Genomic DNA, 16,356 nt, shown 5'->3' with positions numbered 1-16,356 from the left:
TGCGAGGCGGGTGGCCGACGGGTCGGCCGGGGAGGGGAGAGCGCGGGATGGCCGGGACGTCGTCGCAGCCCACGGACGAGCGGGCGCCCCATGGCGAGAAGCCGACGGCGGCGCGAGCCGTCTGGTCGCGGGACTTCGGGCTGTTCTTCACCGCCCGCGCCGTGGCCCGGCTGGGCGACACCATGCTGCCCGTCGCCCTCGCCGCCGGCCTGCTCCAGCACGGGTACGGGGCGGGCGCGGTCGGCCTCGCCATGGCCGCGACGGCCGCCGCCTTCGCCGGTCTGGTCGTCTTCGGGGGAGTCCTCGCCGACCGCTTCAGCACCCGCAGACTGATGATCGGCTCCGACCTGGTGCGGCTCGGCACCCAGGCCCTGGCCGCCGCGCTGTTCTTCTCCGGCCACGTCGTGCTCTGGCAGATCTGCGCCATCGGCTTCGTCAACGGCGTCGCGAGCGCCGTCTTCCAGCCCGGCGTCGCCAGCACCGTGCCCCGGCTCGCCGCCGACATCCAGGGCGCCAACGGCGCGATACGCGTCGCGGAGTCCGCCGCCCAGCTCGCGGGCCCCGCGGTGGCCGGCCTCCTGGTCGGCTTCGCCTCACCCGGCGGAGTCTTCGCCGCCCACGCCACCACGTACGCCATCAGTGCCCTGTGTCTGCTGCTGCTCCGCCTGCCCCCGCTCGCGCCGGGGAGCCGGGCGGTCACCGGGCGGGGGACGAAGGCCTTCCGCGCCGACCTCGTCGAGGGGTGGCGGGAGTTCCGTGCACGCCGGTGGCTGTGGGGCGTCATAGCCGTCTGGTGCGTCTACATGATCGCCGTCTGGGGCCCGACCGTCCCGCTGGTGGCCACCGAGGTCGTGCGGGAGCACGGCCCCCGCGCCTACGGCCTGGTCAACTCCGCCCTGGGCGCGGGCACCGTCGTCGGCGGGCTCCTCGCTCTGCGGCTGCGGCCCCGCCGCATGCTCCGGGCCGGCGCGATCGCCCTCGTCGGCTTCGCCGCCTTCCCCGCGAGCGTCGGGGCCGGGCTCGACGTACCGGCCATGGCGGGCGGAGCCGCCGTCGCCGGGGCCGGCATGTCCTTCTGGGGCGTGATGTGGGCGACCACCGTGCAGACCCAGGTCCCGCCCGACGTCCTCAACCGCATCCACGCCTACGACGTGGCGGGCTCGCTCGCGATGATGCCCGTCGGCCAGGCACTCGCGGGCCCCGCCGCGGCGGCCCTCGGCGCCGAGCACGTACTGCTCGTCGCCGGTGCGACCAGCTTCGCCGTCTGCGCGGCGCTGCTCCTGATACCGGCGGTACGAGGACTGGTGCGGGTCGACGCCACCGCGGCCGGGTCGGGCGGGACCCCGGCCGCGTCGCCCCGCACACAGTCGTCCCGCACACAGAAGTGCTGACGCCGCCGGACCGAGCCCCCGAAAAGCGATGCGCGACCACGGGCCCGAGTGCGGTATGGTTTTCCTGCACGTTCGGCCGGGGGAAACCCCAGGTCAGACGGGCAACGGGACGTGGCGCAGCTTGGTAGCGCACTTGACTGGGGGTCAAGGGGTCGCAGGTTCAAATCCTGTCGTCCCGACTGGAGACAGTCGCGGTTCGAGGGGCGGTTTCGGAGATATCCGGGACCGCCCCTCGACGTGCGGGCCGTGAGCACGGCACCGGTCCGGCGGCGTGCCTGGACGCCCAGGCGGGATGCCCGATATATCACTGTCGGGTGTCCTGTCCTCCCGCCTCCCGGGCGCCCACCCGCGGGCCCGCATGACCGCGCTCATCCTCTGCCACTTCGCGCTCGCGCCGTTCGCCGCACCGCTGGTGCGACGGTGGGGAACCCGCGCCTTCCTCGTGCTGGCCCTGCCGCCCGCCGCGGCGACCGTCTGGGCGGCCACCCGGTGGAGCACGACGGCCGCGGGCGGCGCCGACACCACCGAGTGGGCCTGGCTGCCGGCCTACCACGTGGACTGGGCGCTCCGGCTGGACGCCCTCGCCGAACTCATGGTGCTGCTCGCCGCGGGCGTGGGCACCCTCGTCCTGGTCTACTGCGCCTCCTACTTCGACGCCCGCTCCCGGCAGCTCGGCAGATTCGCCGGGAACCTCCTCGCCTTCGCCGGGGCGATGCTCGGCCTGGTCCTCGCCGACGACCTCGTCCTGCTCTACATCTTCTGGGAACTGACGACCGTCTTCTCCTACCTGCTGATCGGCCAGAGCAGCGACCACAAGCGGAACCGGCGCAGCGCCCTGCAGGCCCTGACGGTCACCGCGCTCGGCGGACTGACCATGCTCGTCGGCTTCCTGCTCCTGGGCCACGAGGCGGGCACCTACCGCATCTCGACGATCCTCGCCGACCCGCCGCCCCCGTCGGCGGCGCTGTCCACGGCGATCGTGCTGATCCTCGTCGGCGCCCTCTCCAAGTCCGCGATCTGGCCCTTCAGCCTCTGGCTGCCCAACGCCATGGCCGCCCCCACCCCGGTCAGCGCCTATCTGCACGCCGCCGCGATGGTCAAGGCCGGCGTCTACCTCGTCGCCCGGCTCGCCCCCGCCTTCGCCGAGGTCACGCCCTGGCGCCCGCTCCTGCTCGTCCTCGGCGCCGCGACGATGCTGCTGGGCGGCTGGCGCGCGCTGCGGCTGAACGACCTGAAACTGGTCCTCGCGTACGGAACCGTCAGCCAGCTCGGCTTCCTCACCGTCCTCACCGGCGCGGGCCGCCACGACACCGGCCTCGCCGCCACCGCCATGATCCTCGGGCACGCCCTGTTCAAGGCGCCGCTCTTCCTGGTCACCGGCATCATCGACCACGCCACCGGCACCCGCGACCTGCGCAGACTCTCCGGACTCGGGCGCCGGCTGCCCGCCGTGTGCGCCGTCGCCGTGATCGCCGGAGCGTCCATGGCGGCCCTACCGCCCCTGCTGGGCTTCACCGCCAAGGAGGCCGCCTTCCAAGCGCTCCTGGACGGGAACACCGGCGACCGCTGGGCACTCGCCGCGGCCGTCGTCGGCTCGGCCCTGACCACCGCCTACACCCTGCGCTACCTGTGGGGCGCCTTCGCCCGCAAACCCGGCGTCCCCGACACCGGCGCACACCACGTGCCGGCGGCCTTCCTCACGCCGCCCGCCGTGCTGGCCCTGGCCTGCCTCGTCCTGGGACCCGGCGTGTCCTGGCTCCAGGGCCTCCTCGGCACCTACGCCGGGCAGTTCCCCGCGCCCGCCCACCCGTACCACCTGGCGCTGTGGCACGGGGCGGGTCCCGCCCTCGGCCTGTCCTGCGCGGCCTGGGCGGGCGGGGTCCTGCTCTTCCTCGCCGCGCACCGCGTCCAGCGGGCCGGCCAGGCGCTCGCGTGGCGCTCCGCGGACCGGGTCTTCGGAGGGATGCTGCTCGCCCTGGAGCGCACCGCCCTGCAGTGCACGGGATTCGTGCAGCGCGGCTCGCTGCCCGCCTACCTCGTGACGACCATGAGCGTGGTCCTCGCCGGGCAGCTCGCCGTGCTCGTCGTGGACGAACCCTGGACCGCGGTCCCCGCCCCGCGGGTCTGGGACCATCCCACCCAGGCCGGAGTCGCGCTGCTGACCTGCGCCGCGGCCCTGCTGTGCCTGGGCGTGCGGCGCCGGATGAAGGCCGTCGTGTTCGCCGGCCTCACCGGATACGGCACCGCGCTGCTCTTCGTCGCGCAGGGCGCGCCCGACCTCGCGCTGACCCAGTTCTGCGTGGAGACCGTCTCGATGATCGTCTTCGTGCTCGTGCTGCGCCGGATGCCGGTGTACTTCGAGGAGAACTACAGCCGGCGGCGGCGCCTGCTGCGGATGCCGGTGGCGCTCGCGGGCGGTGCCGCCGTCGCCGTCGTCCTGTGGATCATGGCGGGGCACCGCCGGGCCGACAGCGCCGGAGCGGCGATGGTCGAAGAGACCGCGCACCACGGACTGAAGGACGTCGTCGCGACGATCCTCGTCGACCTGCGGGCCTGGGACACGATGGGGGAGTCCGCGGTGCTCGCCGCCGCCGCGATCGGCGTCACCAGCCTCATCTACCTGCACCGCCGCGCCGACGGCGCCGAGCAGCCCGTACTGCCGCTGCCCGGCGACCACCCGCACGCCGGACTGCGCACCGCCTGGCGGGCGACCCCGTACGAATCGGCGGGCCTGCCCAGCGGCGACGAGGGCGCGCCCGAGCGGACCTGGCTCGCCGCCAGTGCCACCCTCGCCCCGGAGCGCCGCTCCGTCGTCCTGGAAGTGGTCGCGCGCCTCATCTTCCACCCCGTCCTCGTCCTCTCCGTCTACCTGCTGACCTGCGCGGAGAACCTGCCCGGCGGCGGCTTCGTCGCGGGCCTGACCGCCGGCGTCGCCTTCATCGCCCGCTATCTCGCCGGCGGGCGGCACGAACTCGCCGACGCCGTGCGCTTCAAGCCGGGCCTGTTCACCGGCCTAGGCCTGTTCCTGTCCACCGGCACCGCGCTGGGCGGCCTCGGCGAGGGCACCGTGCTGCACGGCTGGACCTGGCACGGTCACCTGCCCGTGTGGGGCGACGCCCACCTGTCCACCGCCGTCCTCTTCGACTGCGGGGTCTACCTCCTCGTGCTCGGCGTCGTCCTGGACATCGTGCGGGCCCTCGGCGCCCGTATCGACCACCAGATCGAACGGGCCGCCCCGCGCCCGGAGGCGGGCCGCGCATGACCGTGAGCCTCTCCCTGCTGGTGGCCGCCGCCGTCCTGAACGCCGTCGGTGCCACCCTGCTGCTGACCCGGTCCCTGACCCGGATCCTGCTCGGCGCCGTCGTCCTCGGCAACGGCGTCAACCTGCTGGTCCTCGCCTCCACCGGCAGCGCGGGCCACGCACCGCTGCTCTACCCGCACGTCATCCGCAACCGCGTCACCGACCCGCTGCCCCAGGCCATCGCCTTGACCGCGATCGTCATCACCCTCGCCACCACCGCGTTCCTGCTCGCCATGGCCTACCGCAGCCACCAGGTCACCGGCTCCGACGAGATCAGCGACGACACCGAGGACCGGCTGGTCGCCCTGCGCGCCGAGTTCCTCGACCGGCGCGGCGAACTCCGGGACCGCTACCGCGAGGCCCGCGCCGAGGACGGCGGCGCCGATTCCGGCCAGCGCGCCCGCTACCGCGCCGCCCGCAGACGGCTGCGCAGGCGGGTCCGCGAGGAACGCGCCTACCAGGCCCGCGCCAACGACGTCTCCGGGAACCTCTGGAACGACATCCTCGGCGCCGACCCCGAGGACTACCGGGAAGGCAGGGAGCTGGGCTCCACCGACGCCGCGGGCCGCCCGGGACCGGCCCCGGCCCGCGTCGCCGGACCCTCCAACGACCCCGAGGAGACCGGCCGCGAACCCGACTCCCGCCCCGGCGAGGACTCCTGCCACCCGCTGCCCGACCAGCCCGACGACCCCGAGGGCGCCGGCACGGAAGGAACCAGTTGAACGCGCTCGTCCCGCTCCCCGTCCTGCTGCCCCTGTGCGTCACGGGCCTGAAGCTGGCCATCGGCCCCCGGCTCCACCGGTTCCAGCGCTTCATCAGCCTCGCCGTGCTCGGCGCGGTCCTGGTGCTCTCGGTGCTCCTCATGGTGGCCGCCGACCGCCACGGCCCGCTCAGCGTGCACCTCGGCGACTTCGCACCGCCGGTCGGCATCACCCTCGTCGCCGACCGCCTTGCGGGCCTGATGCTCACCGTCTCCAGCGCCGTCACCCTGCTCGTCCTCGTGTACTCCCTGGGCCAGGGCATGGCCGACCGCGACGACCAGGCGCCGGTCGGCGTCTTCCACCCCGCCTACCTCATCCTCGTGGCGGGCGTCTCCTGCACCTTCCTGGCCGGAGACCTCGTCAACCTCTACGTCGGCTTCGAGATCATGCTCGTCGCGAGCTTCGTCCTGCTCACCATCGGCGGCACCGCGACCCGGATCCGGGCCGGGTCGACGTACGTGATCATCTCGCTGTTCTCCTCCGTGCTCTTCCTGGTCGCCATCGCCATGACCTACGCCGTCGCGGGCACCGTGAACTTCGCCCAGCTCGCGCTGCGGCTGCAGGAGGTGCCGCTCGGGGTGCGCACCCTGCTGGAGGCGATGCTGCTGACGGTCTTCGCGATCAAGGCGGCGGTGTTCCCGCTTGCGGCCTGGCTGCCCGACTCCTACCCGACCGCGCCCGCCCCGGTCACCGCGGTCTTCGCCGGTCTGCTGACCAAGGTCGGCGTGTACTCGATGCTGCGCACCCAGACCCTGCTCTTCCCCGGCCACCGCCTCGGCGACCTGCTGATGCTCGCCGCGCTCGCCTCCATGGCCGTGGGCATCCTCGGCGCCGTCGCCCAGACCGACCTCAAGCGGGTGCTGTCCTTCACCCTCATCAGCCACATCGGCTACATGGTCTTCGGCATCGCGCTCGCGGGACGGGCATCGATCAGCGGGGCGATCGTGTACGTGGCCCACCACATCACCGTGCAGACCACCCTGTTCCTCGTCGCCGGGCTCATCGAGCGGCGCGACGGCACCACGGAACTCACCCGCCTCGGCGGCCTGGCGAGGGCGGCGCCGCTGCTCGCCGTGCTGTTCTTCGTGCCCGCCATGAACCTCGCGGGCATCCCGCCGCTGTCCGGGTTCATCGGCAAGCTCGGCCTGATGCGGGCGGGCGTCGAGAACGGCGGCGGCTGGGCGTGGGCGCTCGTCGCCGGGTCCGTCGCCACCAGCCTGCTCACGCTCTACGTCATGGCGAAGGTCTGGAACCTCGCGTTCTGGCGCGACGCGCCACCCGGGACCGAGGCCGAGGGCGTGGTGCTGGAGTCCGCCGAGGACGACGAGCCGGACGACGACGAGCCGGACGACGACGAGCCGGGCGACGACGAGCCGGGTGACGACGAAGAGGCGGGGGCGACCGGCCCCGCGAAGGCGACCGGCCCGGGGAAGGCGACCGGCCCGGGGAAGGCGAGCGGTCCGGGGAAGGCAAGCGGTCCGGGAAAGGCGAGCGGTCCGGGGAAGGCAACCGGCCCCGGGCCGGCGACCGGCCCCGGCAGCGGTCTGCCGGTGCCTGCGGGTGCCGTGGTCTCCGCGGGCTTCCTGGGCCAGTCCATCACCACCACCAAGCGGCTGCCCTGGCCGATGACGGCGGCGACCGGCGCCGCCGTCGCCCTCGGCCTGCTCTACACCGTGCTCGCCGGCCCCCTCACCACCTTCACCGAGGCCGCCGCCACCGAACTCCTCGCCCGCACCCCCTACATCGAGGCGGTGCTCGGCCGGTGAGCAACCTCTTCCGCGACCGTTCCCCCTACAGTTGGTCCTTCCGCGTCGGCCGCGGCCGACGCGTGCTCGACCTGCCGCTCATCGGCTGGCTCACGGTCATCTGGATCCTGCTGTGGGGCACCCCGTCCTGGGCCAACCTCGTCAACGGCGTCGTCGTCGCGGTCTGCCTGTGCCTGGCCTTTCCGCTGCCCGCCGTGGACATCGGTCTGCGGCTGCGGCCCCTGGGCATCCTGCGCCTCGGGGCCTACCTGCTGTACGACATGTTCTCCTCCAGCGTCGAGGTCACCCGGCAGATCTTCACCAAGGGCCCCTACCGCGCCGCGGTCGTGGCCGTCCCGCTGCGGGTGCGCAGCGACCTCATGCTCACGGCCACCGCCGTCGCCGTCTCCAACGTCCCCGGCGGCTCCGTGGTCGAGGTGCGCCGGGCGACGGCCACCCTGTTCATGCACGTCCTCGACGCGGAGAATCCCGGCGGGATCGAGAGCGCCCAGCGGCAGGTGTGGCGCATGGAGGAACTCGTCGCCCGCGCCTTCGGCACCGCCGAGGACATCGCCGACGCCGCCCGTCCCGTACCGGAAGGTGACCCCTCGCCGTGACCACCCTGCACGCCGTCGAAGAGGCGATGCTGATCGCCTCGCTCGTGATGATCCTCGTCGCCGGCGCCCTGCTGCTGTACCGGTTCTGGTACGGCCCCTCGATGCTGGACCGCGCGGTCGCCCTGGACGTGGCCGCGGCGCTCATCATCGCCGGCATCGGCGTGAAGGCCGCCCACGACCGAGACTCCTTCTACTTCCCCGTGATGCTGGTGCTCGCCTTCCTCGGCTTCACCGGCTCGGTGGGCATCGCCCGCTTCATCGCGGTACGCGACCGGCCCTCCGCGCGGCCGGACGGCGAGCAGGACCACCGGTGAACGCCTGGGCCGAGGCCGCCGATCTGGCCGGGGCGGTCCTGATGCTCCTCGGCTGCCTGCAGTGCCTGCTCGGAGTGATCGGGATGGTCCGTTTCCCCGACGTGCTCTCCCGCAGTCACGCCGCCACCAAACCGCAGACCCTCGGGATGCTCCTCGTCCTGGCCGGGGTGGCGCTGAGGCTGCGGCACGGCACCGACGTGGGCACCCTCGCGCTGATCGTCCTCTTCCAGTTCCTCACCAGCCCGGTCGCCTCCCACCTGGTGGCCCGCTCCGCCTACCGCACCGGCCAGACGGGGTCCCGGGGCCTGCTCAGGGACGACCTGGACCCGCAACTGAGCGCCGCGGACCGGCGCGAGGAGTAGCCCCCGGGAGCCTTCAGACCACACAGCCCACATGCGCCAGCGCCTGCTTCAGCAGGACCCCGTGCCCGCCCGGCATCTCGCTCTGCACCGCCGGGGACAGGGCCTCCCGAGGATCGAACCAGACCAGGTCCAGCGCGTCCTGCCGGGGCCGGCAGTCACCGGTCACCGGCACGACGTAGGCGAGGGAGACCGCGTGCTGCCGGGGATCGTGGTACGGCGTGACACCGTGCGTGGGGAAGTACTCGGCCACCGTGAACGGCTGGAGCGAGGACGGCACCCGGGGCAGCGCCACCGGGCCGAGGTCCTTCTCCAGATGACGCAGCAGGGCGTCCCGGACCCGCTCGTGGTGCAGCACCCGGCCGGCGACCAGCGTCCGGCTGACCGTCCCGTCCGGCCCGATGCGCAGGAGCAGGCCGACGCTGGTGACTTCGCCGCTGTCGTCCACCCGCACGGGCACGGCCTCGACGTACAGGATCGGCATGCGGGCGCGCGTCATCTCGAGTTCGTCGCTCGGCAGCCAGCCCGGCGTGGTTTCGGTCATGTCAGACATCGCTTGATCATACTTTCAGCCGTTCCTGGTTCCCGGGCGGCGCTCCGGGACTGGACTGTGACCCCTCCCACGCCGCTCAGCCGTCGTCCAGCGGGCCGCCGGGCAACCGGTAGACCCGGCGGGCGTTGTCGCGCCCCGCCCAGCGTGCGATGCGCAGCGCGTCCGGCAGGGCCAGCTCGTCGGCGTCCAGCCGCTCCTGAAGCAGTCCGGCCAGCCCCTGCCGGAAGGCCAGTGCCCCCAGGTGGTGGAACTCGGCCAACCCGTAGGCGTCGGAGCTGTACAGCAGCTTGCGGAACGGGGTGATCTCCAGCGCCTCCGCGAGGATCGCCCCCGCCCGCGCCGGACCGACGTGGTGCAGGGTGAGACCCACGTCGAGGTACACCCGTTCGAACACCGCCGACAGGTAGGCCGCCTGCCGCTGGTAGGGCCAGCAGTGCAGCAGCAGCACCGGGATCGTGCCGGCGATCAGCCGCAGCCAGTCGGTCAGGTGGGTCGGATCCACGCGGTGCATGCGGATGTCGCTGTCGCCGAACCCCGTGTGCAGTTGCAGCGGCCGCCCGAGGTCCACGGCGGTCCACAGCAGGTGCCGCGTCAGCACCGGGTCCTCAAGCCGCCCGCCGCGCGCGAGCCAGCGCCGGGCGGCCTCGGTGACCTCGCCCGGCGACGGTCGGGCCGGGTCCAGCTCGAAGCCGGTGCGGTAGGCCGCCACCGACTTGACCCCCACCACGCCCGGCCGCCGGACCGCCTCCCACGCGGCCGTGCGGAACGCCCCCGCGTACGCGTCCGGCTCCACGCCCCCGGCCGCCACCGCCTCCGCGACCGACTCCAGCCGGACCACCTCGTACGCCGTCGCGCCCGCCGCCTCCGCCAGCTCGGCCGGCGCGGTCACCCGGTGCGGGGCGTAACCGGTGTCCACGCAGAACACGCCCGTGCCCGCGGCCCGCAGGAACCGCCTGGTCACCTCGGCGGCCCCCAACTCGGCCCGCCGGGCCAGGTACAGGTCGGGCGGCGCGTGGCGCGGCAGGTCCAGCAGGGGCGCGCAGTGCCGGCGTACGGCGAGGCCGACGGGGCTGTCGAAGGGGGAGACGCCGGGCCACGCCTCGCCCTCGGTGAGCAGGGACTCGAAACCCTCCCGGTCCAGGCCGTCCGTGGTGGCGCCGTGACAGTGATGGTCCACCAACTGCAGCGCGCCCAGCCTCTCGTGGACCGGCCCGGCCGCCATGTCAGTACTTCCAGCGGTAGGCCGCCGCCACCAGGTCGTCGTCCAGCCCTTCGACCGCCGCGATCTCCCCGAGCCGTACGGCGGCCACCGCGTCGGCCAGCACCGGCCCCAGCGCGGTCCGGAGCACACCGTCCGCGCGGAACGCCTCCACCGACTCCGCGAGCGAGACCGGCAGCCGGCGCACCCCCCGGGCCTCGGCCTCGGCCGCGTCCAGCCGGGCCGGGTCGCCGGTGATCTCCTGCGCCAGCGGCGCGGACGAGGCGAGCCCGTCAAGACCGGCGGCGATCACCGAGGCGAGGGCGAGATAGGGGTTGGCGGCGAGGTCGACCGGCTTCACCTCCAGGTTCGCCGCCCGGTCACGCACCCCGGCGGTGCCGGTGACGATCCGCAGCGCGGCCTCGCGGGTCTCCCGGCCCCAGGCGGTGAACACCCCCGCCCACTGCGAGGGCCGCAGCCGCAGCCGGCTGGCCGGGCTCGGCGCGGTCATCGCCGTGAGCGCCGGGAGGTGGTCCAGCACCCCGGCCACGAACGACTCCGCCTCGGCCGTCATGCCGTACCGGCCCGCACCGCCCGCGTGCAGATTCGTCCCGTCGCGCCAGGCGGAGAGGTGGAGATGCCCGCCGTTGCCGACGCCCTGCCCGAGGACAGCCGGGGCGAAGGACACCCGCAGCCCGTGCCGCCGCGTCACGGCGCGGATCGTCTGCCGCACCAGCACACTGCGGTCCGCCGCCGCCACCGGGTCGAGCGCGCCCACCGAGATCTCGAACTGCCCCGCCGCGTACTCGGGATGGAGCTGCTCCACGTCCACGCCCTGCGCCGCGAGCGCCGCCAGGAGGTCGGCGGCGCAGTCGCTCAGCTCGACCTGCCGGACCGCACCGTAGGCCGGTCCCGACACCGCCGGTACGAACGCGTCGCCGTCCGTGTCGCCCCGGCCCACGGCCCACTCGATCTCGACGGCGGCCCGGAACGTGACGCCGTGCCGCTCGGCGGCCCGAGCCACGGTCCGGCGCAGGACGGTGCGCCCGCACGCCGGATGCGGGGCGCCCTCCTGGGTGATCCGGTCGACCGGCGCCCACGCCCAGCCGGGCTGCGCCGCCAGCACGGTCAGCCGGTCGAGGGCGGGGTAGAGGCGCAAGTCGCCGTCCGGGGAGCCGAGGACGTCCGTGGCGACGATCGCGTCGTTCGCCAGGAAGGTGTCGAACACCGGCGACATGCCGACGCCCCAGGCCGCGGCCGAGGGGAGCTTCGCCGTCGGCACCGTCTTCACCCGGGCGATCCCGGCCGTGTCGACGTACGCCAGTACGACGCCGTGCACGCCCCGCCCGGCCAGCTCGCCGCTCAGCGCGGTGGCCCGCTCGACGTCACCGGGACGCCCGCCGGGCACCGGGTCGCTCTCGCTCACGTGTCGGCTCCTTCGCGCGTGCGCCGTCCGTCGCGCACCATTGTGCCGCCGCGGTGATCACGCCGTCCGGGTTTCACCGGATGTGCGCACACGGCGGTGCCCCGCGCGGCGCCGGTCGACGCGGGGCGGGTGCGGGGCAGTTGTGTCGGCCGGTCAGTCCAGGTTGGTGGGCTGCGGCGACGGGGTTCCCCCGGACAGCACGGTCTTCAGGCGCTCCGTGCCCTGCCGTACGCCCTGCTCGACGGAGGAGGTCTGACCGCCGTCCAGACCGCCGCCCGTGACGGTGAGGGCGGAGGTGCCGACGCGTACGGCGGCGATGTCCAGGGTGAGCGTGACGGGAGTGGCGTCGGCGGTGCCCTGCACGGTCACGTGCAGGCCCTCGCGGGCGTCGCCCACGTCGGGCACCGAGGCCTCGGTCACCTGGACCGTGCGCTTCTCGCCCTCGGAGCCGGTCGCGGTGAACTCGTCGCACGTCTGCGGCAGTGAGTCCATCCACTTCAGGCGGTCGTCGAGGCCGGCGCGGTCGTAGCCGGCGACCTGCTCGAGGAGGCGGGCGTCGCCCTGCTCGAAGCCGGTGAGCGCCGACGGTCCCGACGGCTCGCCCAGCAGGTTGTCGCGGTAGAGCCCGTCGAGCAACTGCTGACAGTCCGCGGCGTCGGTCTTCGCGGTCAGGAAGTCGGAGACGTCGACCTCGCCGACGAGCAGCCGGTCGCGCCACTTGTCCGCGTCCTGGACCTGGTTCCACTCGCCCTCCAGGTCGGCCTCGGTGAGCAGGGCGGCCTTGGCGCCGGACTCGGTGAGGGCGGAGGGTGAGGCGCTGGGCGAGCCGGTCGGGGAGGTCGTGGGCGAGCCGCTCGGGGTCTGCTTCGCCGCGTTCTGCTCGGCGACCCCGGCCTGTTCGGCGGCGGTTTCGGCGGCAGTGTCCGCGGCGGTTCCCGAGCCGCCGCCGTCCGAGCAGGCCGCTGTGGTCAGCAGCGCGCCCGCCGCCAGGGCGGAGGCCATGAGACGGACGGGGTGGGACGGACGACGGCTCATCGCGGGATGCCTCCTGGGACGGGAAACGGTGTCCTCAGCGCACCACCGCACCCGCCGACCCACCAGCGCACGGGGTTGTTCGGGTGACCGGCCACCGACATCTTGCCGGGGGCGTGGGGTCTGGCACGCGCTTCCCCACGCTCGGCTTCGCTCGCGCGGGAGGGGCACCATCGCCCCCGCTCGGGTCGGCAACACGGCACCGTTGCCTGGAGCCGCCCTGATCCAAACGGCGCCCCCTAACCGCCTCAGCCGCCTCAGTCGCCTCAGCCGACGCGGTCGAGGGTGTCCCGGCTGACGTCCTTGTCCACCGCCGCGCGCACCAGCGCGGCCGCGAGCACGGCCGGTTCCGTCGTCCCCGCCAGGCCGAGGAGCCGGTCCGGGTCCCCGGGCAGGCTGAGGCGTTCCGCGCCCTGGAGGGCCTTGCGGTCCAGGTAGGGGGCCGCCTCGGGCCAGACGAGCTGGGCCTCGCGCAGGAAGATGTCCGCGCCGGTCGGACCCACTCCGGGGAACTCCTGAAGCAGCCGTCGCACTTCGGAGACCTCGCCGTCCGCCTCCTCGCGGAGCCGGCGCAGGTCACCGCCCCACCGCTCGGTCAGCAGTCCGGCGGCCTCGCCGAGCTGGGTGGCGGTGCGCTCGTCGTAGCGCCGGTAGCCGCCCCGGCCGAGCGCGTCCACCCGTTCCTGCCATGCGGCGTCGGCCATGCGGCGCGGGTCGCGCAGCCCCGCCTCGTTGAGGGCTCGGGCGGTGGCGAGCGCGATGGAGGCGCTGATGCGGGCGCTGAGCAGGTGCGCGAGGACCAGCAGCCGGTACAGCGGCTGCGGGGTGTCCTTGAGCCGGATGCCCGCCTCGTCGGCGTACGTCTGCCCGTGCGTGTCGACGAGTTCGCGCACGATGCGTCGTTGGTCGCGGCTCATGGCTACGGCTTCAGCGGGTCGTGACCGACCGTCATGAGCCGGTGCCTGAGCCCGGTGTCGTCGGACGCGGGCTCGTTCTCCAGGTCGGCCCGCGAGGTCACGGTGTCCACGACCTTGCGCATCGCCCGCAGGTCGTCCTCCGTGAGGTCTGTGCGCCGCTTCTGCAGGATCGCGAGGACGTGCTGCCCCAGCGGCGGTCCGGCGTCGTCCGGCAGCGGCTCGGTCAGCTCACCGGAATCGCGTACCCGCAGCCAGGCGGCGAGTTCCGCGGAGGTCATGTTTACCACGCGGTGAAAGTCCTCCCACAGCGCGTCGAGTTCGAGGGCGTCGGCCATCAGGGGCCCCTCTTTTCGTGGGTACGTGCGAACGTGTGCGTCCGTGCGTACCGCGTTCGGCACTCCATGCGGGCGCGGGTGCCCATGGGGCCCAGGAGCAAACGACCGGCGGGCTCCGGGGGCAAACGCCCGGCGCCCCGGAGCGGGCGCGGTGCCGGTCAGCGGGCGAGCACGCCGTCCAGGAAGTGCGTGACGTCCGCGAACACCTCCGCGCGGTTCGTCTCGTTGAAGACCTCGTGCCGGGCGCCCGGGTAGATCCGCTCGGTCAGGTCGCCGCCGCTCAGCGGCTCGACGCCGAGGCGGCTGCCGGGCAGCGGCACCAGCCGGTCGTCGTCCCCGTGCACCCACAGCAGCGGCAGCCGGCCGACGTCGCCGCTCTTGGCCACGGTCTCCAGCGTCCGCACGAACGCCTGAAGGGTCGGCCGTTTCATCGGTCCGTGCCACACCAGCGGGTCCGCCGCGTACGCCGCGCCGACCGCCGGGTCGCGGGAGAGCGAGGCCGGGCTGATCGGGGTGTCGGGGATCTCATCGAGGGCGAGCAGTCGGCGCGGCAGCTCCCAGTCGCCGATGACGGGTCCCGACAGCACCAGTGCCGTCAGCTCACCGGGGTGGCGCTGCGCGTAGCGGGAGGCGATGAGGCCGCCCATGGAGTGTCCGATCATGACGACCGGCAGGCCGGGGTGGGCGGCGCGGGCGAGGTCCGCCACGGCGTGCAGGTCGGTGACCACGTCCTCGAAGTCCCCGATCACCACCCGCTCGCCGTCCGAGCGCCCGTGCCCGGTGTGGTCCGGCGCGTAGACGGCGGCGCCGTGGCCGGTCAGGACGCCGGCCACCTCCTCGTAGCGGCCGGTGTGCTCGCCGTATCCGTGGACCAGCAGCGCGACGTAGCGGGGATGCCCGGCGGGCCACTCGCGGACGGTGATCCGTCCCCGCGTTCCGCTCAGGGTGTGTTCGCGGGCGGCCTCGGTCATGTCTCCTCCGGCTGCGTCGGTGGCGGTCGTCCGGAGGATCTTCCCAGGACGCACCGCGGCGGTCTATAGTCTAAAACTAGCAGTGCTAATTAAGGCGTTGCTGATTAAGGCGCCGCTGATTACGGCGGTGCTCTGGATGCAGTGCCCATCAAGGTTCGCGAAGGTCGGCCGGGTGGCGGTGTGCCGCCCGGTGACCGCGCGCCGACGGTCAGGAGTCACCTCGTGCGTCCCGTCCACTTCGCGGCCGCCCGCCGCACCCCGATCGGCAAGCTGCGCGGCGCCCTGTCCGCCGTACGGCCCGACGACCTCGCCGCCGCCGTGATCCGGGGCCTGGTCGCCGACGTGCCCGCGCTCGACCCCGCCCGCGTCGACGACGTGTACTGGGGCGCCGCCAACCAGGCGGGCGAGGACAACCGCAACGTCGCCCGGATGGCCGCCCTGCTCGCGGGCCTGCCCGAATCCGTGCCGGGCGCCACGGTGAACCGGCTGTGCGCCTCCGGCCTCGAGGCCGTCACGACCGCCGCCCGCACCATCGCCGCCGGCGAGGCCGACGTCGTGCTCGCGGGCGGCTCGGAGTCTATGAGCCGCGCCCCCTTCGTGCTGCCCCGCCCGGACGAGGCCCTGCCGCACCGCATCGAGACCGCCGACACCCGGCTCGGCTGGCGCCTGGTCAACCCGGCGATGAAGGACCTGCACGGCCTGCTGGCCATGGGCGAGACGGCGGAGGAGGTCGCCGAGCGGTACGGCGTCCCGCGCGAACGCCAGGACGGGTTCGCCCTGCGCAGCCACCGCCTCGCCGCCGAGGCCCGCAAGGACGGCCACTTCGACGACGAACTCCTCCCCGTCGAGCGCCCCGACGGGGTGGTCGTCGACACCGACGAGTGCGTCCGCGAGGACACCTCCCTGGAGAAGCTGGGCCGCCTGAAGCCCGTCTTCCGCCCCGGCGGCACGGTCACCGCGGGCAACGCCTCCCCGATGAACGACGGCGCCGCCGGACTCCTGCTGGTCAGCGAGGAGGCCCTGAACAACCTGGGCCTGGAGTCGCTCGGCCGCTACGTCGCAGGCGGCTCGGCCGGCGTCCACCCGGACGTCATGGGCATCGGCCCGGTCCCCGCCACCCGCAAGGTCCTCGCCCGGGCCGGCTGGAGCATCGGCGACATCGCGGAGGCCGAGTTCAACGAGGCGTTCGCCGCGCAGGCCCTCGCCTGCGTCGACCAGCTCGGCATCGACCCCGACCTGGTCAACCCCACCGGCGGCGCCATCGCGCTGGGCCACCCGCTCGGCTGCTCCGGCGCCCGCATCCTCACCACCCTCCTGCACCGCATGCGCCGCACGGGAGCCGCCCGCGGGCTGGCCACGATGTGCGTGGGCGTGGGGCAGGGCAGCGCGGTGCTCGTCGAGCGGCACTGACCGCGCGACCGGTCGAGGACCCGTAC

Annotated in this window: 15 protein-coding genes and 1 tRNA gene; 9 read left to right on the top strand and 7 right to left on the bottom strand. The window is 74.0% G+C overall.

Annotated elements, in window-relative coordinates; genetic code table 11:
- The first annotated feature begins 47 nt into the window (after positions 1–47).
- The 8 genes from KUM40_RS18855 to mnhG all read left to right on the top strand — a co-directional run bounded on the left by KUM40_RS18855 (position 48) and on the right by mnhG (position 8,491).
- Complete coding sequence (locus tag KUM40_RS18855) at positions 48–1,391, top strand: MFS transporter (protein ID WP_217167152.1); 1,344 nt, start codon at positions 48–50, stop codon at positions 1,389–1,391.
- A gap of 105 nt (positions 1,392–1,496) precedes the next feature.
- Positions 1,497–1,570: transfer RNA gene (locus tag KUM40_RS18850), tRNA-Pro, on the top strand.
- Between the two features lie 179 nt (positions 1,571–1,749).
- Positions 1,750–4,653, top strand: a complete 2,904-nt coding sequence (locus tag KUM40_RS18845) for a Na+/H+ antiporter subunit A (RefSeq protein ID WP_217167172.1) — start codon at positions 1,750–1,752, stop codon at positions 4,651–4,653.
- Positions 4,650–5,414 (top strand): Na(+)/H(+) antiporter subunit C, encoded by a 765-nt coding sequence (locus tag KUM40_RS18840; protein WP_217167151.1) that lies wholly within the window; start codon positions 4,650–4,652, stop codon positions 5,412–5,414. Before KUM40_RS18845 ends, KUM40_RS18840 begins: the two co-directional genes overlap by 4 nt.
- Positions 5,411–7,219 (top strand): Na+/H+ antiporter subunit D, encoded by a 1,809-nt coding sequence (locus tag KUM40_RS18835; RefSeq protein ID WP_217167150.1) that lies wholly within the window; start codon positions 5,411–5,413, stop codon positions 7,217–7,219. Before KUM40_RS18840 ends, KUM40_RS18835 begins: the two co-directional genes overlap by 4 nt.
- Positions 7,216–7,815: a Na+/H+ antiporter subunit E gene (locus KUM40_RS18830; protein WP_217167149.1), complete on the top strand. Its 600-nt coding sequence runs from the start codon at positions 7,216–7,218 to the stop codon at positions 7,813–7,815. Before KUM40_RS18835 ends, KUM40_RS18830 begins: the two co-directional genes overlap by 4 nt.
- Before the next feature lie 26 nt (positions 7,816–7,841).
- The gene (locus KUM40_RS18825; RefSeq protein ID WP_254395314.1) at positions 7,842–8,129 is read left to right on the top strand and encodes a monovalent cation/H+ antiporter complex subunit F; all 288 of its coding nucleotides are present in this window, start codon (positions 7,842–7,844) and stop codon (positions 8,127–8,129) included.
- Positions 8,126–8,491 carry a monovalent cation/H(+) antiporter subunit G gene (gene mnhG / locus KUM40_RS18820; protein WP_217167147.1) on the top strand — a complete coding sequence of 122 codons (366 nt, stop codon included), beginning with the start codon at positions 8,126–8,128 and terminating at the stop codon, positions 8,489–8,491. The genes KUM40_RS18825 and mnhG overlap by 4 nt, the downstream gene beginning before the upstream one ends.
- 13 nt (positions 8,492–8,504) lie before the next feature.
- Here mnhG and KUM40_RS18815 read toward each other — a convergent pair whose 3' ends face one another.
- The 7 genes from KUM40_RS18815 to KUM40_RS18785 form a co-directional block, all read right to left on the bottom strand.
- Positions 8,505–9,032 carry an NUDIX hydrolase family protein gene (locus KUM40_RS18815; RefSeq protein WP_217167171.1) on the bottom strand — a complete coding sequence of 176 codons (528 nt, stop codon included), beginning with the start codon at positions 9,030–9,032 and terminating at the stop codon, positions 8,505–8,507.
- Positions 9,033–9,117: 85 nt separating this feature from the next.
- A complete protein-coding gene (locus KUM40_RS18810; protein WP_217167146.1) occupies positions 9,118–10,263 on the bottom strand; it encodes an amidohydrolase family protein in 1,146 nt (381 codons plus the stop codon).
- Position 10,264: 1 nt separating this feature from the next.
- On the bottom strand, positions 10,265–11,665 hold the full coding sequence (locus tag KUM40_RS18805) for a glutamine synthetase family protein (RefSeq protein ID WP_217167145.1): 1,401 nt from the start codon (positions 11,663–11,665) through the stop codon (positions 10,265–10,267).
- A gap of 153 nt (positions 11,666–11,818) precedes the next feature.
- Positions 11,819–12,700 carry a hypothetical protein gene (locus tag KUM40_RS18800; RefSeq protein WP_217167144.1) on the bottom strand — a complete coding sequence of 294 codons (882 nt, stop codon included), beginning with the start codon at positions 12,698–12,700 and terminating at the stop codon, positions 11,819–11,821.
- Between the two features lie 263 nt (positions 12,701–12,963).
- Positions 12,964–13,614 carry an endonuclease gene (locus KUM40_RS18795; protein ID WP_217167143.1) on the bottom strand — a complete coding sequence of 217 codons (651 nt, stop codon included), beginning with the start codon at positions 13,612–13,614 and terminating at the stop codon, positions 12,964–12,966.
- A gap of 2 nt (positions 13,615–13,616) precedes the next feature.
- A complete protein-coding gene (locus KUM40_RS18790) occupies positions 13,617–13,949 on the bottom strand; it encodes a DUF3140 domain-containing protein (protein ID WP_217167142.1) in 333 nt (110 codons plus the stop codon).
- 158 nt (positions 13,950–14,107) lie between these two features.
- Complete coding sequence (locus KUM40_RS18785; RefSeq protein WP_217167141.1) at positions 14,108–14,920, bottom strand: alpha/beta hydrolase; 813 nt, start codon at positions 14,918–14,920, stop codon at positions 14,108–14,110.
- A 222-nt stretch (positions 14,921–15,142) separates the two neighbouring features.
- Here KUM40_RS18785 and KUM40_RS18780 point away from each other — a divergent pair, with 222 nt between their 5' ends.
- A complete protein-coding gene (locus KUM40_RS18780; RefSeq protein WP_217167140.1) occupies positions 15,143–16,330 on the top strand; it encodes a thiolase family protein in 1,188 nt (395 codons plus the stop codon).
- Positions 16,331–16,356: the final 26 nt, after the last annotated feature.

Source organism: Streptomyces sp. AC512_CC834, assembly GCF_019049325.1.
Taxonomy (GTDB): Bacteria; Actinomycetota; Actinomycetes; order Streptomycetales; family Streptomycetaceae; genus Streptomyces.
Note: the sequence above shows the minus strand (reverse complement) of the source record. Positions and strands in the feature narration are given on the sequence as shown.